Below are 24,005 nucleotides of genomic sequence, written 5' to 3' on the forward strand. Positions count from 1 at the left end.
TCACCGGAGATGCGCGCGTTGAAGCGGCCGTTGTCGCCGGAGAGATCGTCCCAGCCATCTCCGCCGAAGATGCGGTCGTTACCCTCGCCGCCGATGACTCGGTCACTGCCCGCGCCACCCGAGATCTCGTCGTTGCCGCCACGACCGTCAATCCAGTCATTGCCCCCGAAACCCTCCATCCAATCTTCAAGCTCGGTGCCGAGGAGTGTTTCGGAACCCGGGCCACCCTCGATAATGTTTGCCATCGAAAATACTCCTAATGATGCACCCTGCCTGGCGCGTTCATATTCCTCATCGGATAATTAGAGAAATCGATTGCTTGGATAGACACACATTTACGAAATGGATGCACTCACGTTCACTTCCTTCTGCTGAGCAGTTGCGGGGGCATCGTAAACTTAAAGAGCGCGAGGCGGTCGTAGCCCGCTTGCCCCACGGCGGTTCAAGCCCGCGCGATTTTTGCCCAGAGGTTCATTGCCTCTGAACGCAGTTCGCGATGATGGCTGGAGGAGATTTCGTGGCGGGGGATGTGGAACAGGTTGGCAATCGGATCATGAATTGAGACGAAGCGCTGCAAATGGCGTTGTGACTTGAAGCGTTTCATGATCCGTTCCCGTCGCCGGACTGGCTGATGGGAATTCTCCGCCCGATTGTTCAAGCCTTGATGCGAACGGTGATCGACGCCCGGCATGATCTCTCGCTTTGCAGCGTCGTAAGACCGAAGCTTGTCGGTGATCATCACGCGCGGCGCGCGGCCTTGGCCCTTCAACAGCTTGCGCATCAGACGCTTGGCCGCCTTGGCATTGCGACGACTTTGCACCAGAACTTCCAGGACGAAACCGTCCTGATCGACGGCGCGCCAGAGCCAGTGCTTCTTGCCGCGGATCGAAACGACGGCCTCGTCGAGATGCCACTTGTCACCCAGCCGACCCGCTGAGCGGCGGCGGATCTCGCTGGCAAAGGTCCGCCCGAATTTCTCTGCCCAAAGCCGGACTGTCTGATGCGAGACAATAATCCCTCGTGCCGCCAGCAAGTCCTCGACCATTCGCAAACTGAGAGGAAAACGGAAATAGAGCCAGATAGCATGGGCGATGATCTCGGCGGGGAAGCGATGGCGGCGGTAGAGTGGGTCACGCTCTGTCATAGCCCGTCATCGCACATCGGTATCCACGCTTCGTTAAGTTGACGATGCCCCCCTTGCTCCCCGATAAGATGGGCAAGATTGGGTTTGAGATCGGCCAATCTGGCCAGCACCTCTTGGGCATCGCCTTCACGGACTGCCCAATGCGTGCGGTAGAGCTGGAACCGGTCCGCGCCGAACACCGACCCGGCCATCTCAATGTCGTCGAAACCCACCTCGCCGAAATCGACCAATGTCTCGAAAGTGGTGGAGACCTCTCTTCGCCCTGGCGTGGTGTCGGAGATCCGACCGTACTTGATGAGCATGGAGACGGCGTCTCCGGCCGACTTGATCTCACTGCACAGAAAAGTCGGCAACTTTTCGAGAAAGGCGATCGCAGTGGAATCGAGGCTTTCAAGCCGCTTCTCGGTGTCAGGCGGCGTGTATTCGAACATGCGCCCTCGCCCGATGGTGACGACATCGACGTTCCCCTCGACATATTCCCAGTTGCCAAAAGAGATGTAATTGAAGTTCTCCGTCATGAGTCCCATTCCGTTCGCCAAGCGCATTCTCTAAAGACGCCGGGCGGCGAGAGCAATTTAGTACTCGAGCGCATAACGGACACCTCTGCGATGCGGAGACGAACGAATGCTAGATTCCGTCAGCGGAATGCTCCCGCTGACTAGGATCGAACCAGCGCTCACGATTTGCGCTTCGCAACATAGTTGCGAAAGGCCTCTTTGAATTTCGCTTCGAGATCTACTGCCTGGGCCGAAGTCGGTGACGACAGGTCGAACTCCCAACCGGCTTTATGGTAGGCAATCATCCTTGCTGCGGAATCGGAGGTCGTGTTGGTCACCAGCAACCGATCTTGCTTACCGAGTTCTTCGGCGAGTCCGAGATATCCTCGCGCCAAACCCAACTTCAGGGTGCTCGCGTAAAATTTACATTCGGCTGCGTTCAGGACCTTGCTAGCACGAGGATGCACCTTTTCTTTGCGACAGACGCGCGCTTCGTGTTGATCGATCACGGCGAGATCGCATTCGTGGAGGACACCCGAGCGCCCCGACACTTTCACGCCGATATGCGCCTCAAGCGGCGGGCAGCCTGGTAAGCCTATAACGGCGTGGGTGTATTTCTTCTTCGGGCTGAAGATGTCGCCCGGCGAGGTTCAGAAAATCAAGTTGGTGGTGGCATTTCCATCGTTCGCCTCGAAAGCGATGGTGGCCCCAGCGGCGCGGGCCGCCCTCACGACGATCGCGAGCGTATAGCCTTCGAACACGTCGTTGGCGTCCGACGCCGCGGAGTAATTCATGCCATGTGCCGGACCGAGAATCGCGGAGATCTGTCCGACGAGAGTCGATGCGGTCATCATGCGGCGGTAACTCCAGCTTGCTGGCGCAGTTCCCGGAAGCGGCGGCGGGCTGCCTCCTGCTGTTTGCCTGAATCGCTGCGCAAGCTGTGGCCATCATCGCCTTCTCGTTCAGAAACGAACGTCACGCTCTTTACTTCCAAGATCTTCAGCGCATCGGTTGCGAACTGCGGGAGAGCCAATATGCGATCGATGGCATCGAGAAGAAGATTTAGGCGCTCAATGTTGGAAAAGAGCTGAGTCGTAACGAACTCCTGCATTTGCCGTCTGCCGCGCCGCTGACCCGCGACTTGGTCATCGATGAACTCGCTGGCATCAGCTTTAGTGATGACCGTCTTCCCGAGATAGATGCTCTCCTCAACTTGCTCTACTACCCAATTCAACCCGACCTTTCGGAGCACATCCGATATTTCATCATAAGCGCTCTTCGCCTCTTGTTCATCCATCGTTTTTCCCCCGGAGCTGTTGTTGTGTCACGCCATGATAGCAGCTGCGGTGCCTACCTCTGCTCAATGCGGTAGAGAGATCAAGTACACGGAGGCATTTATACCGGTCCGAATGTCCACTCTCCTACAATTCAATGTCGATTGTCAGCGAGCGGTCAGCATCCGGGATTCGCGGCGGGGTCCAATCCCAATCAACAATGCCTGGTCCTGCAGAAAATTGTCGTTCGGTGTGACCCGCGTGGATGACGGCTTTGTCCCGGCGCAGTCGCTAGGGTCGCTCGCCGCCGAGACCTCGGAGGAATGACCGGTTTCGGGAGAAGCGTGTCGTCGTCCGAAAGGCGGAGATGGGGCGCAAAGCGGCCATCCAAGGTTCGGCCTACGGAAGTCGTCTTTGGGTAGCAGGTGCATCAACTCATGCTACGCGACAGCAGGCAACTATCCGAGCTCGTGGATCGTTACGCCCGGCACGACAGCCTTGGCGATCTCGCATAGGTGCTGGTGATGCGTAAGGTAGATCACCTGACCCGCACTTGCCATCTCGCCAAACAGTCTGAAAACCTCCTCGGACCGGAAATGGTCGAAAGTCTCCATTATGTCATCGGCAATGAATGGCACTGAGGGTCGAAACTGGGCAAATTCGTAATACCCGGCAAGCCTCAGGGCCAGGTAGAGCTGAAAACGCGCGCCCTTTGACAACGCGTCGGCGACCTTGGACTGCCCGTCGCGCTGCAATGCGATGAGGACTTCGCCGCCCTTCACCGGTTGGGTTGCCAGGCCCGAGTACTGACCGCGCGTGATGAGCGCGAAAGCGTCAGATGCCCGCGCCATCATCCCGGAGCGATGACGCTCGCGGTATACGCGCAGAGCGTTTCCAGCCGACATAACTCCCAGTTTAAGCTCGATATAATGGACGGCCTTTTCTTCGATTTCCAGAAGGACGGTGCGACGTTCGGCATCTATTCGGGCAACAGCACTATCGCCGCCAATGGCGTCCAGTTTGTCCGCCGCTCGCGTCTGCCGGATAAGCTGTTGTTGTATCGCTTCATCAAGATCCCGAAGCCGCTGCTCGCCTTCAGCCTTTTCGATTGCAAGGCTATCGAAATCGAGAGCATTCAATATTGAACACGCCTGTTCGATCCCCTCCACAGCGAGCTCGGTCGACAACTGCTCCTCAAGGTCGGCTACAGCAGCGCGCAGACGATCTCTGTCCCGCAGCAGCTCGTCGCGTTCCACGACTTCGGATAGGGTGGTTACGCCAAAGACGCCCAAGACCTCGTTCTTGCGGCGTTCATGCGCCGCGATCTCGACATCGAGTGTGCCACGAGCATCTTGAAGGCGCTGCAGGTCATTGACGAGGTTTGCCTTCGCCTCGCGAGTGCGATCGGCGCGCTCCAGGCGCTCAGCAAGCCGGATCGCCAACTGTTCCGGTTCGTCGTCGTTCGGCGGTTCACCCGCTTCGGCTGCAGCTGCGGTAATCTCGACAATGAAATTATCTCTGTCTGCCTCCATCTTCCCGATGCGGAGCTGCATGGCATCCCGATCCTGAAGGGTTTTGGACAGTTCAGCCAATTGATCGAGTACGCTCCCCACTCCGGGCGCCGAAAGCCCGCTCTCGAGCCAGGTACCCTTAAGCGCCTCCGCAACGCCGGCCAGCCATTCTTCCTCACGCCTTTCTGCCACGTCCACGGCCCGTCGTCTGGCAGCCAGATCCTCCTCCTTCGCGCTGACTGTTCGGAGCGCCTCGGCACGTTCAGCGTCCACTTTGAGCTGCCTGTCGAGGAACAGCTCTGTGACGGCCATGATCGTCTCCAAACTCTCTTCGGAGTCAGACTGTATTCCGACGCTCTCCAGCGCCCCGCTCAACTCCAGGCGTATCTGGTCTCCCTCGTCGGCCGCCCGACCAGCCTTCTTACGTGCGACCTCGATCCCCTCCCACGCCGCGAGCGCATCGGTCCGGGCAGAAGTACGATCCTCGATCAGTTCGATCATTCGTTCAGGCGAAGATTCCAGGCTATCTCCGAGCAGATCTCTTGCCGATACGCGGATTTCCGACAGTGCTGCTTCCACGTCCAAATCGACCTGGGAAAGTTGGGCGCTCGCACGCGAGATGAAGGCCGCGGTTTCGGCAAGGCTGCGGGTCGTGGTTCGGATCTCGGCGAGCTCCCGCACGTTGGCCAGACGAACTGCTCCAACACTGTCGTCACGAGCCAACGCTACCGCGAAATCGTCCGCTGTTTCGCCCTTAAGGTCATCTCGATGCCTTGTCCAAGCCTCGTCCCGGGCACGCCGGATGGCTGCGGCGGCTTCATCGTCCGTTATGTCACCGAGCCACGAAGGGCGTCCAGCCGCGCCGAGAGCAACTCGTGATTGGCCTGGTATTCGGCAAGACGTTCTGAAAGGACTGCCCTGCTCGTCCCAAGCTCTGCTGAGCGAGTTTTCCATGCACCAATCTGCCGGGCCGTCGGAACTGAGATCTTGGCCAGCGCCTGAGCATCTCCGGACCAGGGATGCATGCGATGGACCGCTGTTTCCCATCGAATTCCGCTCTCGTCCTCTGCCTCCCGTGCCATCTTGATCTCCTTTAGGTGCCCACTCCCCCTCGCTTTCGACAAAGCCGAGGTAAGCCTTGCCCTGGCAGGCTCGGGCACGGCCCTTTCTTCACCGACCCGTTCGCGTGCCGTCTGAAGCGCATCAAGGGCTGCCGCGGCTTCGTCTCGGGCGACGCGCACGCTGGTAGCAATTCCGGATCGCTGCTCGACCATATTGCGAACAGCACCAGCAATGGCAGCAGGCAAAATCAGGGCGGCAGGCTCTGGCTCGGAGGACCTTCCCAGTGCGGCAAGGCAAGTTGCCATGGCGTTATCGAGTATTTGCAGCTCCGTCCTGCGACTGGGCAGGTCCAAGCCTGCCGAGATATAGCGCACCTTGCGATCCGCCAGTCCGCGAACCCGCTCGGAGATTGCAAGGATCACCTCGTCCACCTCGACCGACGCGATTTTCATCGTCACTCGCTCGACTTCGTCGACGTTTGCTGACAGCCGAGTTCTCAGGCTGGCGTCCTCATCGATCATTTCGGCGACACTACCTGTCCAGGTCCGTGGCGGTGAAGCGATGTCAGGCAACTCAGCCAGCCGGGCTACCTTACGTCGGATATCCGCGAGGATCGGGACTGCGCGGAGATACTTGGCAATGGTATCGAGCCTAGCCGACAGCACCGACCGTTCGGTGATGCTGCGATCGTATTTTTCCGCCGCATCAAGACGTTCGGCCTCGAGGGTCTCGAACGTCGAAGCCAGTGTGTCGATAGCATCCTTCCGGGACTTCAGTTCCGCAAGTCGCTTCTTGAGAAGCGCGAGTTCGGTTCCGTGTGCCTGCTTCCGATAAAGCCCGTCCGCTTCTGCCTCGAGCGCGCTTAATGTGTCACTCGCGTGTCCAAGACCGGCGCTGGCCGTGAACAGGAGCTTGCCCAGGTCTCCACGCGACTCCAGTATCGATTTTCCGCCGGCTTCCAGTGTCTCGTCGTCCAACGAGAACATGGTGCCGTATGCGTCCCGGGACAGACCTGCGAGATGTGCCGCAATCGCCAGTTCGCTCACCGGCTGGCCCATTGCGTTCAACAACGAGTTGTTGCGCTGTTTCGTGCGTGAGAACGTATGCTCCTCTCCCCCGAATTCGAGCACGCCGCCGATGCGCATCGCGCTATATTCATGCAGGAAATTGTAGCGGCTGCGTTCTTCAATCCCGAACAGCAAGTCCAGATAGCCGGAAAGCGCGGTTGACTTGCCGGCCTCGTTCAGCCCGAATACAATATGCAAGTCGGGCCCGGAATCCGGTTTTGGTCCGAACTCGATCGTCCTGTCGGTGAACTTTCCATAACGAATGAGATCAAGGCGCCGGAGCCTCATTGCGATCCACCTGCCTTGAGGCGGGCCGTGACCAGGTCAGCGCCGCTGGCAAGAACCCTGTCGAGGAATAATTCCAGCGCGGCCTCGTCTTTTCCGGCGAAGTCGCGCCCGTCGGGCGGAAGGTCCGCGATGGTTTTCAGGACGAATTCCCTCGCTTCAGCACGGAAGGCTTCTGAACTTGCATCGGCGCGCATGGATTCAGCGAGTTCGAAAATCGGATCCGCGACGCCTTCGAGTGCTTCCGTCCTGGGCGGAGAGAGGCCCAGCTCGAGCTTTTCCACCCATGTGTCGCCGGCCTGTTCCGCTACCTGCTCGGCTTCGGCCAGGAGCAGGTCCCTGTCGCGGATCAGTGCCCAAGACAAAGGCGAGTCACCGGTCAGACCGAGACGGACAACAACGTGACGGGATCTGACGGAAGCCCGGATATCTTCGAGCGCGGATCGGATTCGCCCGACGACTTCTGGCCACTCGACAGTCCCTGTCAGGTCGACGTTCACCCGCTCGAATTGCGCGATACTGGTCAGCCTTTCCTCGACCTCGACGGAACGGTCGTCACGTATCGTTACCAAAGTGACTGACTTTTCGCCGGCCTCGTTTATGTCCCTGCCTTGCGGCATTCCTGGCATCACCACCGTGCTCGCTCTAGGATGAACCTTGCGGACGTGGATGTGCCCGAGCGCCCAGTAGTCAAAACCATGGCCGTGCAAGTCAGCGACGCTGCAAGGGGCGTAGACGTCGTGACCGGGCGATCCGGCAAGACTCGTGTGCATGACACCCACATTGACCGCCCCTTCACGGGCGGCTGTATACTTGGGCAGCAGACTTTCAGGTGCCTTGGGGCTTGCGAAGCTCAATCCATGGAACATGACGTCAAGACCGCCGGCCGTTTGAAGTACGGACTGGGGACGGCCGCTGAAGATCGTTACCGTGTCGGGAAAGACGAGCTGTTTCGATATCCGCGACAGGGCGTCGTGATTTCCGCGGATCTTGAAAACCCTGACGCCGGCCTGGTGGAGGCGTGTCATCTGCGATGCCAGGAACCGTGCTGTTTTCATCGAAGTCTGATCGCCATCATAAAGATCGCCGGCAATGACGAGCGCATCGACGCGCTCCGCAAGGCACAGATCCACAATGGAGACAAACGCCTGGCGACTGGCGTCTCCGACGAGTTCGGCAAGATCGGGGCTTCGCATCGCGAGCGAACGCAGCGGCGAGTCGAGATGAATATCGGCCGTATGTATAAATCGAAATGCCATTCGGCGGTCTCCGGCCACTGAACATAGGGTGTTCGACTGCGGCTCGACAAAAAATTATACGACACGCGGTGTTGGCTGTCCTGAGCTCAGGCTGCCATTCATCTAGCACTCATGCCGGCGTAGTTTCGCTAGGCTCCTATCACGTCGCAGGATGCAGTTGTCAAAGCTCTGGCGGGACTTGCTATGTGCCTTTGCACCATCGATCTAGTTCCGCTTCGCCGGCAGTTCTCACAGGGCTAAACCCTGACGCAGGCCTGACGATGCACGGCTAGAAATTATACTTTAGGCGCCTCTTAACGAACGCCGGCTGAGACCCTTCCAATACATCGACAATACGCCGGTTAATATTAGGATTTTCAATTGCGCCACTCTCGTAGGAAAACTTGTAATTCTTGGTCTTGTCGAGTTTCACATAGACGATTTGCTCGGCATCCGCACCAACAGCTAGGTTCGGGTTGTGCGTCACGAGAACGACCTGACGACGTTTCTTGGCCGTTCGAATGCAATTGGAAAGCACCGAGAAGATGCTTTGATTGTCGAGATTGTCCTCGGGCTGATCGATGATAAGCGGGATGTCGTTCTTGTCGAGCTGCAAATAGAAGACAAGCAGAAGGAGTCCTTTCTCACCCGGCGACAGCTCCTCAAGATCCTTGCCGCTAAGACGCAACTTGTACGATGGTTCAATGTATTCGAGACTGAATAGGAAGTCGTAAAACTCCTTCTGGTCGCGCACCTGGTCGGTGAACTTCAAGTCCTCCGTCTGCATCGCGTCGAGAATTCGGTCGAGGCCCGCTGAAATCGCGGCGAAATCATTCCAGCTGACATCGCGGAGGAAGTCGGACAAGGTTTGGCCCGGCTCCTTGATTTGGCCATTGAACGGGCCTCGTTTGTTTTTGCTGACCTTGGACAGAAAGCTATCCTGAAAGTCCTTACTGAGAACGAACGACGCGTCGATCTCGACGCTGAAGCCCTCGATCGCAACCTCGGATAGCTTGGTGTCGACACTCTTCTTAAGGTCGGCATAGAATTTCAGGATCTTGTTCTTGCTCGCATAGATCGCTTCGACAAGCTTACGCCTCGCCTCCCGAGCCGCGACGATTTTCGCCGGCAAATCATTGTCCAGAGCGGTGATCTGGCTCTCGATATATCGAATGGTGTTCGGTTGCGGGTCGGTTTCATTGCCCGTGATCAGGATATTTCGGCTCTTCCAGGCGTCGAGGCGCTCCAGATACTGCTGATATGCGCGCCGCGGCGCGCTAAGCTTGTCCCGCGCGAGATTGACGGCATCGACCAAATGGTCGATGGCCTTCCGGATGTCCGGCAGGCTCTCAAGGGTCGAGAAGTCAAACCCGTGCTCAAACGTTAATTCATTGTTAGCTTCGAGCTTGCCGATCTGGTTGGTCAGGTCGGCAGCAAGGCTAAGCAAGGCCGCATTCTGGATGCGCAGCGAAACGATTTGATCGGCATCAAGCCCGAATTTACCAAGATCCGATCGGATCTGCTCGACCGCATCTGCGACCCGCTTGGTAAGACTTTCAAGTGACTCATTAACACCTTCGAGAACTTGCTTTTTTCTCTTTAGCTCAGCCAGATACTCGATGGCGGGTTGCTCCCGAGAGCGCAGAGCTGTAAGCTGGGCGCTGTATTGTTCGACGGTCGCTGAAAGGACTTTCTGTTCTGGGGTTTCAATATCATCCGGTGCGTCCATCACCTCCGGCTTGGCTAAAGCGTTCAATTCATTATACTTAGCATCAAGCTGCGCTTTCAGAGTCCGGCGAAACTGCGGATCAGCTTGTTCCTCCAAGGCGACCAGATTCACGTTCTGGGCACGAAGGCGCGTCTTTAGCGCACTGGTCTCGTCCTTGCTGCGCAAAGTTTTCAGATCCTGCAACTCCTTGAAGGAGGCTTGACCCATCTGTTCGGTCTCGTCCACGTGGGAGAAAACAACGTCTTCGATCTGCCGCCGGAATTTCTCGATCTGGATTTCGTTGGTGAGTTTTTCAAAATAGTTCTGCGGCAGGTAGCGGACCAACTCCGGCTTTGTACTTTCGACATGGTCACTCAGCCGCTTCGCGGTGAGGCTTCCACTCTGCCATTCAAGCTCGGCCTCGAAGTTCTCTGCGTAGCGTCTCTGCCGAAATTTCTTGTTTTCGGGGGAGTCTGACAGGAATGCGAAGTATTCCTCAAGGCGGCTTTCGCCGAGCAGACCGATGATGTCGACCAATGCGCTCTTGCCACTTCCCTTGTTTCCGATGATTGCCGTCAGTTCGGGATTGAGTGGAAGGTCTACGTTTTTAAACCACTGCCCCTGGGCGCCATCATAGCCTCTCACCTGCCCTATCTTGAGTCCTCTGAGAATCTTCGTCGGATGTTGGATCTTTCGCGTCTCGACGGGAGGTTCTTCTCCGATGAACACCCGAGCTTCGGGCTCGTAACAGATCTGTTGCAGGCCGCGAAACGTCGTGTCGGCTTTGATCCACGTGTATGGGTAGGAGGGGATGTTTCCCTGCAGCCGCTCTAAATCTTCAAATGAATGCGCGTCGCTGCCCCAGATCACGGGCTTGGGCTCCGACTGGCCGTCGTCATAGCGATCTTTTCGCAAGAAATGGTCGCGGCTCGCGCCATAACCTAGAAAGGCGTGGCATATCCGGTCAATGTTGTCCGCTACCCTCACTTTCCGAGGTGAAGACATGTCGGTGGACTTCATGCCATCGTTCTTAGCGGGAAACGCGAGGAGATAGGGCTGGCTATCACCGAATGCTTCGTTGAGCTTCTTGTTAAGATCCTCGAACGCCACCGAGGCGGACTCATAGTCCGCAGGCTTTGAAAGTTCAGCGCAGGATATGGAGGCGCCGGAACGATCCACACCTTTCGTTGTCAGCAGCTGCAGAAATTTCTCGATCTTTCTGCGGGGACAGAACTGCTCGTCGCTGTCGAAAATCACGTGAAGATGCGGGCTGTCACTCGCTGCGTTAATTGCGTCGGAGAGGCGAAATTCGATGTTAATGAAAAATGCCTTAGGGGAATCAGGATGCCTCTTGTGGAAAGCGTCAATTATCTCGAACGACCTGTCACAGCTGAAATAGTCAGTAATTCCGAAAACTTCGATGGGAGACGCTTCGAGTGCATCAATGTACTTTTCATCGATCTCTGGAGACGAATTCCCATATCCATTGGACATCTTGGTCCCCGGTGGGTGGAGATGTAAATCCCAACGGCGCCACACTGCCCCATTCTTGGAACCTGGTTTCATTCGTCCCCCGATCTCGCCCATTTGTTAGTGCCGTCTGCAACGATTATCAACTTGTCAATTGTTGTTGCCATTGAATGTATATCGCGCTCGGCCTCTGCTGGAGGCGAGAAGGTGGATCATTTGCTCGTCCGGTTTCCCCACAATGCTTCCAAGCCCTCGCGCACTTGGTTGCCGACCCTCTCGATAACGGCGCATTCGTAAAAGTCCACGTCGATATGAATCATGTGGTCGCCCACGAGCCGCGAGGTGATCGTGACTTTGGTTTTCCCTTTGAGCGGAAAGAATTTGTCAGGTTTCACTCGGAATCTCTTGCACTGGTATTCGACCAGTGACTTCACCTTCTCGTAGTCGATCTCGTAGTCGATCTCGGGGCGAGCTGACGCCCTGGCGTGTTCCAGCTTTTCGAGCACTGCGGGAGCCGATCCGAAGCGTTCCGTGAATTTTCGTTCCAAAAGAATTGGATTGAGTCCGTGTTCCGCCGCGATTTGGTAGCAGCCGCCAGCTCGCCACCACCTTCGACTTCGCCCCGCAAATCAGCGAGAGCATCTTCCACTGCATTGGTCATGCGGATTACCCTTGATTACGACAGCAGCTCGAACACGATCTCGTTGATCTCGCGGCCTTCGTCTGTGGAATCCAGGAGTTCCCGGATATGTCGTCGCGTGGCCGCGAAATGGAGATCACGGTCGATTGCAAAGCCTGCCACAATGCTTTCGGCCGCACTGCCCAACCTCGATAGCGTCCGATGAATTTCATTATTGGCATCGTATAGCGGGATAGGCACTTCCCAGACGTGCTTGTGGATATCGCGCTCGTCCTTGCCATACGACATGAACGGCCTGGCAAGCTCCGTGGTTACAGGCGCGTTCAACACCGCGCAAAGGTAATCTGCTTCCTGGACGGAATGAACCGCAGCCCAATAGAGCCCGTTGGCGACAATGGCTCTGCGGTTATCGATTTTAGCTGCGGCGACATGCATACCAGCACGGTTGTAGACCACCCGAAGCGGGGGGATCGGAAGCTGCTTGGAAAGGGTCGTTTGATAGTCGAGCCGATCGGCAAGTGTCATCCGATCGCTTGAGCGATTGCTGTCCCACAACTCGACGGCTCGAGACCACCATTGATGCAGGCCGGGGTGCATTTCGATCTGGCTTTGGTCGAGAAGTTCTCGCGCACTGCATGGGATCACCGAAAGAAGCGGATTGCCAACCCGGTAAGGAAACACGTTGTCGCCCGTAAAATACGGCCGCACGAATTCCGACTCAATCACGCCCTCTATCGCGGGCGAGTCCTTCCACGGCTTCTTTTCTTGAACGCTTCGCGACGATTTCACCGCAACGGTGCCCTGAACCCGTCCAAGTGGTGACACCTCTTGTTTCTCGACAACAAAAGCAACTCGCGGCGTGAAGGTCGCCCCTTGCGTAAACGCCGGAGCATATGGCGATTTCGTAATCTGCCCGACCCGGCGGACTTTGCCGTCAGCCCGCACGAGAGAAAGGCGGGCTTCTTCCCAGTGGCTGTTGGGTGTCCGCAAGCGGCCAGACCAGATTTCCGCTTCTTCAGGCATCGGTCGGCTGACTTCCGACCTCGTTCCGAATACCACACTCGCCGCCCTCGGGAAAAAGTGGGGTCGTATGCGCCGGAGATCCCATGAAGGGCCGAATGAAAGCGCAAGTCCTCCAGCTCCGTCGCCATAATGCCCGCGCCGGAAACCATCATAATGATCCCGGTCGATTGCCGCATTTGGCAGCACGAGACCGAATTTGCCGTCTTTGCGAAGATAGAGTTCGCTAGCCCTTACGACAAAGAGACCCGCCAAATCCTGATGGGTCGCGATTTCTGCGCCAGCCCAAAGACCACGGGCCTCGCTCATCTTACGAAAAGTCGCCTGCATGTTTGCTGGCATATGTCGGTAAGCAAGCCATGGCGGATTCCCGATCAGCACGTCCACGCGGTTGCCTGGACGCGACATCCAGAGCGGCCTCGCCAGGTTCCGCACATAGTAGCCCCAGATATGGTCTCGTCCTTCGTCGTGAAGGCGGCACATCGTTTTGAAGGTACCATTGATAACCGCGCGGTGCTGCTCCGGAATAGCCAACCGGTTGAACACAGGGTTCAGCGAAGGGATGGGATCACCCGCTTTCCTGCCTGCCGCCTTGTTGGCCATTTCGTTCACAAGAAGGTCAAACCTGGCCGCGTCTTCGAGCAGAGCATCGGGAAAGCGGAGTTCGGAATCGAACAACTCGCGCTCGTCGTCTGCACGGATGACAAGATTTCCTGCCGACCAAAGATCGACACCCTGTTCCTGAAACTGCAGGGAGTCACCAAGGTAGACAGGAATCTGGATTACGCCGCGATCCTCGTCGGTGAGCCTTTCGCGCCCGATCGCCAGAAGATAGGTGACGCGGGCAAGCGTGACGGCGACAGGATGCAAATCCATGCCAACCACGTGCTTGGTAATCCCATCGATCATTTCCCGAATGCCGATGCCAGCAGATTCCGCGGCCGCGACATATTTTCGGATCGCGTGAAACAGGAATGTTCCCGATCCGCAGGCGGCATCTAGCACTCGTGATTCCAATGGATCAGTGACCGTCTCGGCAACGATCACATGAGCCAGCCAGTCGGGGGTGTAGTATTCCCCCAGCCGCTTTCGGGTTTCAGCGCCAATGACGCTTTCGTAGAGCACCTTGAGAACGTCCTGCTCAACAGCGCTCCAGTCGAACCGCGCCAGTCTCTTGGCAAGCGTCCTGACGAATGTGTCGCCTTCCTCAACCTCTACAACCCAATCGAATTAAATCTGGTTCGACAACGCCGTAGATGCCGCTCTCATCGAATTTATCGCCAGCAAGGAGGGCAGCAGGCGAAATGGATTCGAGATGAAGCCCGAGAACGGCGTGCGCGATGATCTCCGCCGAATTTACCAGCAGCGTGTGCTCAATAAAGAGGTCATCGGTATCTTCGAACTGGGTCCCGAGTGCCGATGTCAAAAGGCGGGCCCAAAGCGTCCGCTTCATGATTACGCTCGGGTTTGTCTTGTTCCGTTCGTAGAGTGAGGACAGCGTTGCCCGATCGAGCGCATAGGAACTGCTGCCGGCACCAAGGCGCATTTCAATGTTCTGTGCGGTCGGCGCGATGCCGTGGGCAGTCGCCAAGACACCCTCAAGCCAGACGACGAGCCTCTCGACCTCGCCAGCGACGAGCGTTATCGCGGATACCAGATGGAGGCGGTCATCAACGAGGTTGTAGCAAATCCACTCGGTGCCGTCGGTCAGCACGCCGACATATCGAAGCCCCGTCTGTGTCATGCGGCGGGCAACATAGTCCGCCAGCTGTTCTTCCGCTTCGCGCTTCGCTTTCTCACGACGAAGATCTCGCTTCACCTCGATGACGGTGGAGCCGACCTCGACGTCAATCCGCTTGCCGTCACCCACCTGGGCTTCAAGATTTACGATGCGGACATCGTCATCCTCTAGTTCGAACGGTGCAGACAGAATAAACTGTCGCACGTCCGCCTGGATTTCCGATTCCGTCCGCTTGTCGTTCCGCCGCGCTATCCGCGAAAATAATTCGAGCAATACAGTATCCGCCCCGTCAAACCGATCACACCATTCACCGTTCGCACCTCTTGTGCAACCGGAAGGCTTTTTCGTTCACTGCTGCAGCGAGCTTATGCACTCGCCATAGAACGTCTGGGTGTCCTGACCGGGAGCGCTGACGCTTACGTTCGCAGGGAGCCTTAGGGAAAATGTGAATTCTTGAGCGCCGTAGGCTGCTGTCATCAAATTCGATCCTACACTCATAGGAACGGGCTTAGTCTGGCCAACTTGAAGCGAGTTGTCGTCGGCACCCATGCCACCGCGGAATGTCAGGATCATGGGAGGCATCTTCTCGAACTGGCAACTGACGACGGTGGGTTCGGCGGCTGTCGCCATGGTTGGCAGCAGTAAGAGCCAGGCGGACGCGAGGAAACGACGCGCCATTAGAATTTGAACTCTGGTCTTGATGCCGACGCGTTCGCTTCCATTTCGACGCAGCCCTTCAGGATTGAGTAGGAACTTCCACTGACATTGGCGACTTCGTCACAATAGCTGCGAGTCTGTGATGGAACGCCAGACCACACAGGCCTGAGATCGTCGTAAGCCTCTTGTTCCATTTTCATGCATCCGTTGTAGATCATCGCTGATCCGCCGCTCACATCGGAAACGTCCTTGCCGTACCCCGCCGGGTCATACCTTGGGATCTCCTGCGCGTGCGCGTACAACGTCGACACGATGAGAAACGACGCTATTAACACTGTTCTGATTGTCATCATGCCCCTCCACGACCGCGGCGACACTCGGACAAAGAGGAAGGGAATTCAAGCACCATTCATGGCGCTCAGCGGGTACATGCCTGATCTTCCAGGCCGACAATCGGCCCTTCTACCTCTAGAATGCCTTGGTTTTGCAGAAATTGGCGTTGAAGTAGCTTACAGCAGCAATAATCCGGGACGGTTCCCGCAGGATCGAACCGTGCATACTGTCGCTGTTGCACTTGATGTATCCACCCTCCCGAGCACCGCATCCGAAGCCGGGATCCTGCCGATACTCGTAAGGTACGCCGTCCTTCTGTGGCCAATAGACCGTGCTCGAGCTGAGAGGCGGATAGACAGTCTCTTGGGTTTGCCGATTGATCATGTCGATCTGCGTCTGGAGGGTTGGTGGTTCTTCCGACAATCGCTCGAGGTTGCGTGCCCTAAACATTTCAGTGACGGGTTCACTCCCGGTGTCGGAGATCCCGCTAAAGAGAAAGGCGGCAGTCTCTGCGGATTGTGCGAAAGCGGAACCGGCATCAAAACCAGATACATCGCTACTGTCCGAAGCATTCGCCATCCCCAAGCCCGACCCTTCGTCGACACAATCACATCTATCTGAGCCCCGGCAACAGAATTATGAAGCCGTACAGCTTTCCCGTTGCTTCACTCGAGAAGCCCCTTTTTCACCACGATTTGGTACGTGTCGGCCGTCAGCTTGCCAATCGGACAGCCGCTTTCCCGGTCATCCAAGGCGGCATGTCATCGTTTGCCATGCGGCTGACGGGCGATCCGTTCAGGTGAAGGCAACCGGTACGGACGCGGACCGGTCTTTCGGCATATGGACACGAGTACTGATCACCTGCTGCTTTTCGACATCGATTTCGACAGCCTCAAGGGTGAGGTCATCTTCAAGGGCCCCGAGAAGGTGGCCTTGGCAAAGATACCCGTGAGCTGGATCGGGCAGCGTCCGGTTGCCAAAGGCATCATCCGGGCGGCTGACAAATCTGTAGACGATCGAGATCGGCTAGGGCGCATAGATCGCTAGCTGAGAACCCCGGCAACGTATCCGCTCATGCCACGCCTCTTGATTTCGGCCCGGTCGCAATGATCACAGCAAGCTCGAAATCCCATTGTGGGCGAGCGGCTCCCGAATACCCAGTCGAGAATTCTGACTGACAGACTCGGACGTTCCCTGGATTTCGGGCCTTGGAAGTAGGTCGAGATCGCCTCTCTCATACAGCTCTGCGACCTCATCATCTCGTTCACCTGGTCGATCTGGCGGAAGCGTTGTTCAAGCCTGTGTTCGCGATCGACAATCAAGACATCAGTCGATGCGACTGTTTTCTCGGCCATGAATCGAAGACGCGAGACGTCGCGGTTTACACTTGAGCCATTGTGGAACATGACAGCCACAGAGGGCCTTCCGTCCCGGCCCGCGCGGCCGAATTCTTGCAGTTGATCCTCGACAGAGGCCGACTGCTGCCAGTGGATCACCAGGCGGACGTTCGGGACATCGAGACCCATCCCAAACGCGTTCGTGCAAATGATCTGGTCGACTGACGGTCTGCTCTGCCCGAGGAATCTTTTCACGAGTTCCTGACGATCCCAAGAGGTTCCCAGCTTCGAATGGTACAACGGGACATCAAGCCCGCCATCGCATAGTGCCTGCTGCAAGTGCTCGCCGACTGCTACCGACGGCACGAAGATCATCGCCTTCTGGCCGCGGAGCTGAGGCAATCTGAGCAGAGTAGCGATTTCCGTTGCCCTGTGTTCGGTCGCACACCTCCAACGGGCGAGCGCGATGTTGGGGCGGTCTACGTCCCGGACGAAAACTACGGCATCGTCAACACCAAGCGAAGCCAGGATGCGTTCCTGCATCTCCCTCCCTGCCGTCGCAGTAAATGCGAGCACGGGTGGCGATCCCAATTTCTCCCTGACCTCACGTAGGCGGCCGTATTCAGTTCGGAAATCGCGACCCCATTGGTCGACGCAATGGGCTTCGTCGACGACCAGGAATGTTGGCTTCGTTTGCTTGAGGCGCTGTCGCTCTTCCTCGCTGCGGACGAAAAACCGCTCGGGTGCGAGATACAGCAATTTGATCGCGGATTGGCCGAGCAACGAAAACCGCGTTTGCTTCTCTTCTGCATTCAGATCGCTATTGATGAAGGTGGCCGGAATCTTTTTGGCGAGTAGGTCCGATACCTGCTCCGCCATCAGGGTCTTCAGCGGACTGACAACCATGGTGAGACCGCAACGGAGAACCGCAGGAAGTTGGAAGCACAGCGTCTTGCCGGATCCGGTTGGGCTGACGACGAGAACGGATTTGCCTGACAGGGCAGCCAGAACGATCGGCAGTTGCCCTTGGCGGAACCGATCCAACCCGAAGAGACGGAGAGCCGGGCCGAAATTCGCGACCGCTTCCGAATACTGACCGTCAGTATCCAGCCATCTGGCCAGCCTGACCGCCCATCTTTCGATAACCCTGCGTGCTAGTCCGCCTGCAAGATTTGGATGATGAGATGCGTGGCACCCATCGCAGAGGGTGATGAGGTTCGAGAGTTCGTCACTTCCGCCCATTGACCGCGGCAGGAGATGGTGAACATCAGCCTCGGCGGATTTCACGGGTGTCGAGCAGGCCACGCAGCGGTAGTTGTCGCGTTTGAGAACCAGGAGGCGAGTGACCTGCCATGTGCCTGCGTTAGACGATTGGTCCATCATCCGGTCATGCCCATCCCCCGTGAAGGTACAGACCTGTAGCAGACGTGGGTTTACCAAAGACTGACCATTGATCAGCGCCACCGCTTTGGTAGAGAATAGGCTGGGCAACGGGGGTTCTTGAATTTTATGATGCGTTGGGCAGCCGTCTGCGCGATGATGGGGCTGGCAATCTTTTCAAGTTCAGCGATAGCCGCCGAAGTCGAACTTCTCGATCTCCCGGGCGACCTCGAAATTATCAGCATCAAGGGCGAGATCACCGATGGCGCCACCGATCGGTTCCACGAGCTGGTAGAGAAAAAGGAGCGGATATCCGTCGTTCTTCAAAGTCCGGGTGGCCTGATCAAGGAAGCCCTGCAGATCGGCGCAGAAATCCCGCTCCGAAATTCTCGACAACGGTTTTCGCCGACGGCGAATGCTACTCCGCCTGCGGCCTGATCTGAGTATCCGGTGCCAGGCGTTACATGTCGCCAGATTCAAAGATTGGCTTCCAGGCAGCTTTCCGCAGCCGTCGCCGCCCGCACGATGGCAGCGAACCATTCTTTCTCGTGTGTGAACGCCTGTAAGCGCTCATCCGACCCCCTCGATTCCGGCCCTGCTCAGCCTGGCCTGACCATGCGAAGAATCCTCTGATTTGGACGGAGGTGACTGCATGGATAGAGACGGCAAAATGGGCGTCCAATTGGACGCCTCAAGCGACGGCTATGCCGGTCGGCTGGAGGTGATCGAGGGCCCGACGGGCCGGCGGCGACGCACGGACGCCGAGAACGCGCTGCATTCCCGGTCATCAGACAACGGCCCAGGCCTGGAACCGCTTTCGGCCGGTGATTTCGCGCAGATTGAGCGCACCTACAAGATCCTGCGCACCCTGCCGGCTGACCTCCAGTTCCTTCTGGACCATGGCCGTCGACACCAGCGGCCGCGCCAGGACCAAGTCTATCAGCCGCGGCAGTTGCGAGTTCGTCCGCCGCGACCGCAAGCGCCGCTCCAGCTGGCACCGCGCCAGCACCAGCCGGTCATGTTCTTTCAGCCCGGCCGATGCCGCCGCGTGGATGGTCTCGAGGACAGCGAGCAGCCGCACACTTTTCTCACGGGCGCGCCGCCGGTCCCTTTGGATAGCGCGCAAGCCGACAGAGAGACTGGCGAGATGGTTGGCGGTCGTGCCGGTCTGACGCAGCAGGGCCGCGGCCAAAAGCGGCCCGAGCCATGGCGCGTGCTGCAAGACCTCGATCTCGGTCCAGGCGTCGATAAGCAACGCGACGCGCAGCACGGCGGGCAGGTCGATTGTTGCCTGCAGCACTGCCTGCCATTCAACCAGCCGTGCATCCTCATCCCAGTCGAGGTCGTAGACCAGCGCCGGCCGGTCGTTCGCGATCGGCCTTTTTGGACCGGCCTCGATGCCGGCGAGCACCTTTGTCGATCGGGCGAGCAAGGCGTCGATTTCGGCGAACTCGTGCGCCAACGCGTCCTGCTCGGCCGACGACCCCCCCTCATCGACGCCCTCTTCAGAAGGCCAGGCACCCTCGCCGTCGCGGCCTTTTTGCGCCGGCTCCGCAGCTGCGCCGCCGCGGCCAGTCAGCGCCAAAAGCCCGTCGCGGCCGAGCGCCCAGTTCGGCTTGTTCGCAAAAATGTGGCGGCGGGCGCGCAGCACCGCATGTGCCCGGGTGAGCTCATGGGTCGGGGTGCGGATGTCCATATGGGCGTCGTGCAGGACGAGATCCTCAAGGTGCACGAGCTCGCCCTCGATCCACAGCGCGGCGGCGGCATCTGCAAAGTTCTGGCGTTCGACAAAGCCGTCGCGGACGGGCGAGCGGGCCAGCCGCTCGTCGAGGCGGGTCAGTGCCGCGGTTGTGGCTTTTACTTGCGGATTTCAATCCTGCGAATGTCATATCCGCGTTGGCTTTGGGTGGTATTGCGCGACTGATTTCTCGCTAAGAATTTCAATCATGGGGTGCCGCCTTGCAGAAGCTGGTGCAAAAGGGGCCTTCGGCCGCGTCCCGAACTGCGACCGACGACCACTGGTCGCAGGCGCGGCGGATAGCGAGCGAACTCGACAAGGTCCTCGATGGTTCCGCGCCGCGCCGATCGGCGATTGCTCGCGTAGCGGCTGAGCTGCAGTTGTCGACCCGTCAGATCTACAATCTCCTGGCGCGCTATCGTGACGACCGAACAGTAACGGTGCTCTTGCCGAAAACGGGCAACACACGCCGGAAGCGGTTGCCGTCGAAGATCGAGGAAATCATTGCTGCGACATTGCGCGAGCAGTGGCTTGTTCTGGAAGCGCCGCCGCTTGCCCCTGTCGTCGCCGAAATCCGCGCGCGTTGCGAGGAGGCCGGCCTTCGACCGCCGTCCTACATTGCCGCCGCGCGCCGCATCCCGGCTTTGTTCACGCCGGAAGAGATTGCCAAGGGGCGGTCAGCCAACCCGAAGCACCTTCGTCGCCTCAAGCCGCGGCCGGGCTATATCCATGCCCCGCGCCCGCTCGACGTCTGTCAGATCGATCACACGCCGACCGACATCAACTTCGTCGAGGTGGTCGACGGTGCCGGCATTTTCGTCGGCCGCGCCTACCTGACCATCCTCACCGACGTGTTCTCGCGCTGCATTCTGGGTTTCTGCCTGTCCCTGGAAAAGCCGTCTTCCCTCTCCGTCGCACTCTGTCTTGCGCACGCAATGTGCCCGAAGGAGCAGTGGATGGCCGCACGCGGCCTTGACCATGACTGGCCAATGCTCGGCCGACCACGCCGACTCGTCACGGACTCGGCCAAGGAGTTCAAGGGGCGGGCGTTTCAGCGCGGCTGCGAGGAATACGGCATCGGCATCCGATATCGTGACCGCGGCCGCGTCCATCAGGGTGGTGTGGTCGAGCGTCTGCTGGGCAAGCTCAATGCCGTGCTTGCTACGCACCCGGGATCGACCGGACGATCGGTGGCCGACCGTGACGAATATCCGTCCGAGAAACGTGCTTGCCTGAGCTTTGCCGATCTCGAGCGTTGCGTCGCGCTTGCTGTCGTCGATCACAATCTCCAGGAGAACGCCAAGACGCTAAAAGTGCCGCTTACCGAGTGGCAGGCACACGCGGTGGATAATCCGCGCTTCAATTACGACGCGCATGACGTCCTGCTGACGTTTCTGCCGGGTGCCGAACGGCGCCTGACGCCGCAAGGCATCAGCATGTTTGCCCTGTTCTATTACGCGCCATGGCTCGGTTCGTTCGTTCCCGAACGCGACCGGTTGGGCAAGCTGGAGATTCGTTACGATCCGCGCGACATCAGTCATGTCTATGTCCGCGACCCCGCAGGTGTCGCCTTTCGCTCGGTCCGGCGCCGTGACGGGATTTTGACGCCGGTCACCCTGTGGGAGCACGAAAGCGACCGCGCCAACCGCCGGATGGCGAATGCCCGGTCGAATGTCGAGAAGGTCCAGCTCCGCCGTGAGATTGCGTCCGTTGCCGGAACCGCCAAGCACAAGAAGACGGAATTGCGCAACGCCGTTCGCGCTGGCCATGCGGCGGGAGCTTCCAAGCCTTATGAGGCAATGGCGCCGGTGCCGCCGGCCCCGGTGGAGCACCCGGTGCGTCAAAAGCGGCGGCTGCCGATCGAAGAATGGTAGCGCGTGAATGGCCGATCATCTTCTCGACCATGTACGGCCCTATCTCGATGGAAACATCGAGGAGCGGATCGCCTTCATCCGCTCGCCGCGCTGGATCGGCCATCACGCGGCGCTGGACGCTCATGAGCGGTTGGCCGACTTGCTTTCCCGTCCGGCTGCACTGCGCACCGGCGGCCTGATGCTGATTGGTCCTTACGCCAACGGCAAGACGATGGTCGCCGAGCGATTCGCAATCGAGCATTTGAGGATGTCTCCGACGCAACGGGTCTGGATCGTGCAAACCCACGAGGGCGCGGGGCTTGCCCATTTCTATGCCAGCGTCCTTCAGGCGCTGAAAGCGCCGATCGGCAACGTCCGCAATGTGGTCGGAAGGCTGCGCAACTCGATCACTTGCTCGCCAGCCTCGCGCCCCGAATCCTGATCTTCGACGAATTCCACAACGCGTTACGCGGCCGCACCCGCGACGTCGAGGCGATCTTCGCCTTCCTGCGTCGGCTTGGCCGGATTCACGACATCTCGCCGGTGCTGATCGGTGAGGTCGCCGTCTATGACTTTATCAATGCGACCGATGAAATGGCGAGCCGGTTCGAGCTGTGCGCGGTCCCGCGGTGGCGCTATGGCGAAGAATATCTGGCGCTCCTCGACAGTCTCGAGGCGGCCCTGCCGCTCGCCAAAAGCTCCGACCTGTCGGAGGAAGAGATGGCGCGCAAGATCTTTTCGCTCTCGGAGGGCCTGATCGGCGAGGTCGTCGCCATCCTCACCAAGGCGGCGGCGGTCGCCGTCCGATCCGGCGCCGAGTGCATCTCGATGGCGATGATCGATCGGTTAGGCCACATTCCACTCTCGGCCCGTCGTCAGGCGCCGGTGCGCGAAGCCCTGCTATAGCGGCTATGACCGGCACGGCCGAGTTCGCGATCGAAGTGCAGTCGCACTACCGGGAGATTCATTCCGACCGCTGGCCAGTCGTGGTCGTGCCGCAAGCGGATGAGCTGCTATCGAGCTGGCTCAATCGCCTGGCGTTCGCCAATGGCATCGCACCGCGCCATTTTGCCGACGTTTTCGGGATAGACGGCGGCATGTGGTCGGCGCGGCTCGATCTTGCGCTGCCGGATGGCGCGGCGCGCCTGCTTCATCACTATTCCGGAGTTGCGCGAGACACTTTGGCTGCAATGACCCTTGCGCAGGATGAGCGCACGCGCCTCCTGCTACCACTGCGCCAGACCGGCCACCGAGGGCGCTCGACCTGGCTGCAATTCTGCCCTCAGTGCCTCACCTCCGATTTGGCGCCTTACTTCCGCCGGCGGTGGCGGATGGCGAGCAGTATCTCCTGCCCGATGCACGGCTGCGGGCTGCGTGACCGGTGTCCGTCTTGCGGCAGCGGCACTGCAGCATTTAATCAATCGGGCCTTATTCCGCAGCATCATTGCGCCACTTGCCATTTCGACCTGAGAACAGCCGCGAAAGTCAGCGTGAAAGCGGCAACGCGGCGTTTCGAGCGCTGCCTTCATGACATGCTCCGCATGGAGGCCGCCAAGGGCTTTCTCGCAAAGAGTTCGCTGATCGCGCGACTCCTCAGCCTTCCGACGGCCGTTGATCCCGGCTCGGCCAGGACGCTGATCAACCTATCTTCAGCCGCGCGCATCCGCTGTTTCGACCAAATAGCAGAAGAATGTCACGATCATCTGACGGCCGGGACGGAGGCTTTCGAAATCATCTTCTGGCGTCAGCGCATTCTCGCCGCCGGTAGCCTTGCTGCAGCCTTGCAACCGCTCTGCCAGTGGATGCGCAAGCGTGTCATGATCGAGGACGAAGCTCCCCAAAGGACGATTGATATCCAGGGCGTCGATCTTTCTGCCCTGATTGGCGCTTATCGACGTGTTAGAGAACGGCAGTTAGGTGGTCATGGTACCAGAGCATATCGGCCTGTTGGAGGCCGAGCTGACATATCTGGCGTTTGATTGACAGACAGTGGTTCAGGCTGTGTCGAAATGCGATTTTGAAAGAGACGATGAGATTGACCGTATCCGTG

The 24,005-nt window shown here is 58.5% G+C and carries 22 protein-coding genes and 1 pseudogene; 6 read left to right on the forward strand and 17 right to left on the reverse strand.

From position 1 onward, the window contains the following. The 15 genes from NKJ93_RS31605 to NKJ93_RS31675 form a co-directional block, all read right to left on the reverse strand. Nucleotides 1-245, reverse strand: a 245-nt coding sequence (locus tag NKJ93_RS31605) for a calcium-binding protein (RefSeq protein WP_502902613.1), incomplete at its 3' end; no start/stop codon positions are given. Between the two features lie 197 nt (nt 246-442). After that, the gene (locus tag NKJ93_RS31610) at nt 443-1,144 is read right to left on the reverse strand and encodes an IS6 family transposase (RefSeq protein WP_023722851.1); all 702 of its coding nucleotides are present in this window, start codon (nt 1,142-1,144) and stop codon (nt 443-445) included. Beyond that, nucleotides 1,141-1,662: a hypothetical protein gene (locus NKJ93_RS31615; protein WP_198030579.1), complete on the reverse strand. Its 522-nt coding sequence runs from the start codon at nt 1,660-1,662 to the stop codon at nt 1,141-1,143. Before NKJ93_RS31615 ends, NKJ93_RS31610 begins: the two co-directional genes overlap by 4 nt. A 158-nt stretch (nt 1,663-1,820) precedes the next feature. Continuing rightward, the gene (locus NKJ93_RS31620; protein ID WP_156948343.1) at nt 1,821-2,198 is read right to left on the reverse strand and encodes a hypothetical protein; all 378 of its coding nucleotides are present in this window, start codon (nt 2,196-2,198) and stop codon (nt 1,821-1,823) included. Nucleotides 2,199-2,291: 93 nt separating this feature from the next. Continuing rightward, nucleotides 2,292-2,495: a hypothetical protein gene (locus tag NKJ93_RS31625; protein ID WP_031195303.1), complete on the reverse strand. Its 204-nt coding sequence runs from the start codon at nt 2,493-2,495 to the stop codon at nt 2,292-2,294. Next, the gene (locus NKJ93_RS31630; protein WP_023722846.1) at nt 2,492-2,938 is read right to left on the reverse strand and encodes a hypothetical protein; all 447 of its coding nucleotides are present in this window, start codon (nt 2,936-2,938) and stop codon (nt 2,492-2,494) included. Before NKJ93_RS31630 ends, NKJ93_RS31625 begins: the two co-directional genes overlap by 4 nt. 435 nt (nt 2,939-3,373) lie before the next feature. Next, nucleotides 3,374-5,149: an ATP-binding protein gene (locus NKJ93_RS31635; RefSeq protein ID WP_352549425.1), complete on the reverse strand. Its 1,776-nt coding sequence runs from the start codon at nt 5,147-5,149 to the stop codon at nt 3,374-3,376. A gap of 104 nt (nt 5,150-5,253) precedes the next feature. Next, nucleotides 5,254-6,843 (reverse strand): ATP-binding protein, encoded by a 1,590-nt coding sequence (locus tag NKJ93_RS31640; protein ID WP_352593255.1) that lies wholly within the window; start codon nt 6,841-6,843, stop codon nt 5,254-5,256. Next, nucleotides 6,840-8,099, reverse strand: coding sequence for a metallophosphoesterase family protein (locus NKJ93_RS31645; RefSeq protein WP_023722843.1), 1,260 nt, complete (start codon nt 8,097-8,099; stop codon nt 6,840-6,842). The genes NKJ93_RS31640 and NKJ93_RS31645 overlap by 4 nt, the downstream gene beginning before the upstream one ends. A gap of 268 nt (nt 8,100-8,367) precedes the next feature. Beyond that, complete coding sequence (locus NKJ93_RS31650) at nt 8,368-11,373, reverse strand: TrlF family AAA-like ATPase (RefSeq protein WP_031195301.1); 3,006 nt, start codon at nt 11,371-11,373, stop codon at nt 8,368-8,370. A 95-nt stretch (nt 11,374-11,468) separates the two neighbouring features. Then, a complete protein-coding gene (locus NKJ93_RS31655) occupies nt 11,469-11,762 on the reverse strand; it encodes a hypothetical protein (RefSeq protein WP_023722841.1) in 294 nt (97 codons plus the stop codon). A 170-nt stretch (nt 11,763-11,932) separates the two neighbouring features. Continuing rightward, nucleotides 11,933-14,041: an N-6 DNA methylase gene (locus NKJ93_RS31660; protein WP_352516077.1), complete on the reverse strand. Its 2,109-nt coding sequence runs from the start codon at nt 14,039-14,041 to the stop codon at nt 11,933-11,935. Nucleotides 14,042-14,123: 82 nt separating this feature from the next. Further along, nucleotides 14,124-14,930 carry a hypothetical protein gene (locus tag NKJ93_RS31665; protein WP_352516078.1) on the reverse strand — a complete coding sequence of 269 codons (807 nt, stop codon included), beginning with the start codon at nt 14,928-14,930 and terminating at the stop codon, nt 14,124-14,126. Nucleotides 14,931-15,334: 404 nt separating this feature from the next. Beyond that, complete coding sequence (locus NKJ93_RS31670) at nt 15,335-15,664, reverse strand: hypothetical protein (RefSeq protein WP_051409787.1); 330 nt, start codon at nt 15,662-15,664, stop codon at nt 15,335-15,337. Nucleotides 15,665-15,782: 118 nt separating this feature from the next. Continuing rightward, nucleotides 15,783-16,226 (reverse strand): hypothetical protein, encoded by a 444-nt coding sequence (locus NKJ93_RS31675; protein WP_023722837.1) that lies wholly within the window; start codon nt 16,224-16,226, stop codon nt 15,783-15,785. A gap of 261 nt (nt 16,227-16,487) precedes the next feature. Between NKJ93_RS31675 and NKJ93_RS31680 the strand changes: the two genes are divergently transcribed. Next, on the forward strand, nt 16,488-16,694 hold the full coding sequence (locus NKJ93_RS31680) for a hypothetical protein (RefSeq protein WP_023722835.1): 207 nt from the start codon (nt 16,488-16,490) through the stop codon (nt 16,692-16,694). On the opposite strand, the gene NKJ93_RS31685 is transcribed toward NKJ93_RS31680, so the two are convergent. Further along, nucleotides 16,691-18,367 (reverse strand): RecQ family ATP-dependent DNA helicase, encoded by a 1,677-nt coding sequence (locus NKJ93_RS31685; RefSeq protein WP_352593257.1) that lies wholly within the window; start codon nt 18,365-18,367, stop codon nt 16,691-16,693. The two genes, NKJ93_RS31680 and NKJ93_RS31685, sit on opposite strands and share 4 nt — an antisense overlap. Nucleotides 18,368-18,484: 117 nt before the next feature. Here NKJ93_RS31685 and NKJ93_RS31690 point away from each other — a divergent pair, with 117 nt between their 5' ends. Further along, the gene (locus NKJ93_RS31690; RefSeq protein ID WP_352492926.1) at nt 18,485-18,802 is read left to right on the forward strand and encodes a hypothetical protein; all 318 of its coding nucleotides are present in this window, start codon (nt 18,485-18,487) and stop codon (nt 18,800-18,802) included. A 349-nt stretch (nt 18,803-19,151) separates the two neighbouring features. Here the strand turns inward: NKJ93_RS31690 and NKJ93_RS31695 are convergent, their stop codons facing one another. Then, nucleotides 19,152-20,183, reverse strand: a complete 1,032-nt coding sequence (locus NKJ93_RS31695; RefSeq protein WP_280940438.1) for an RHE_PE00001 family protein — start codon at nt 20,181-20,183, stop codon at nt 19,152-19,154. On the opposite strand from NKJ93_RS31695, the gene NKJ93_RS31700 reads away from it, so the two are divergent. From NKJ93_RS31700 to NKJ93_RS31715, 4 genes and pseudogenes are all read left to right on the forward strand, one after another. Next, the gene (locus tag NKJ93_RS31700) at nt 20,091-20,288 is read left to right on the forward strand and encodes a hypothetical protein (RefSeq protein WP_031195293.1); all 198 of its coding nucleotides are present in this window, start codon (nt 20,091-20,093) and stop codon (nt 20,286-20,288) included. The genes NKJ93_RS31695 and NKJ93_RS31700 overlap by 93 nt on opposite strands. A 35-nt stretch (nt 20,289-20,323) precedes the next feature. Then, nucleotides 20,324-21,976, forward strand: coding sequence for a TnsB C-terminal domain-containing protein (locus tag NKJ93_RS31705; RefSeq protein WP_023722830.1), 1,653 nt, complete (start codon nt 20,324-20,326; stop codon nt 21,974-21,976). A gap of 7 nt (nt 21,977-21,983) precedes the next feature. Then, nucleotides 21,984-22,861, forward strand: a pseudogene (locus NKJ93_RS31710) (TniB family NTP-binding protein). Between the two features lie 5 nt (nt 22,862-22,866). Continuing rightward, complete coding sequence (locus tag NKJ93_RS31715) at nt 22,867-23,934, forward strand: TniQ family protein (RefSeq protein ID WP_023722827.1); 1,068 nt, start codon at nt 22,867-22,869, stop codon at nt 23,932-23,934. Nucleotides 23,935-24,005 lie beyond the last annotated feature (71 nt).

The organism is Mesorhizobium sp. M0028 (assembly GCF_040323855.1).
GTDB lineage: Bacteria > Pseudomonadota > Alphaproteobacteria > Rhizobiales > Rhizobiaceae > Mesorhizobium.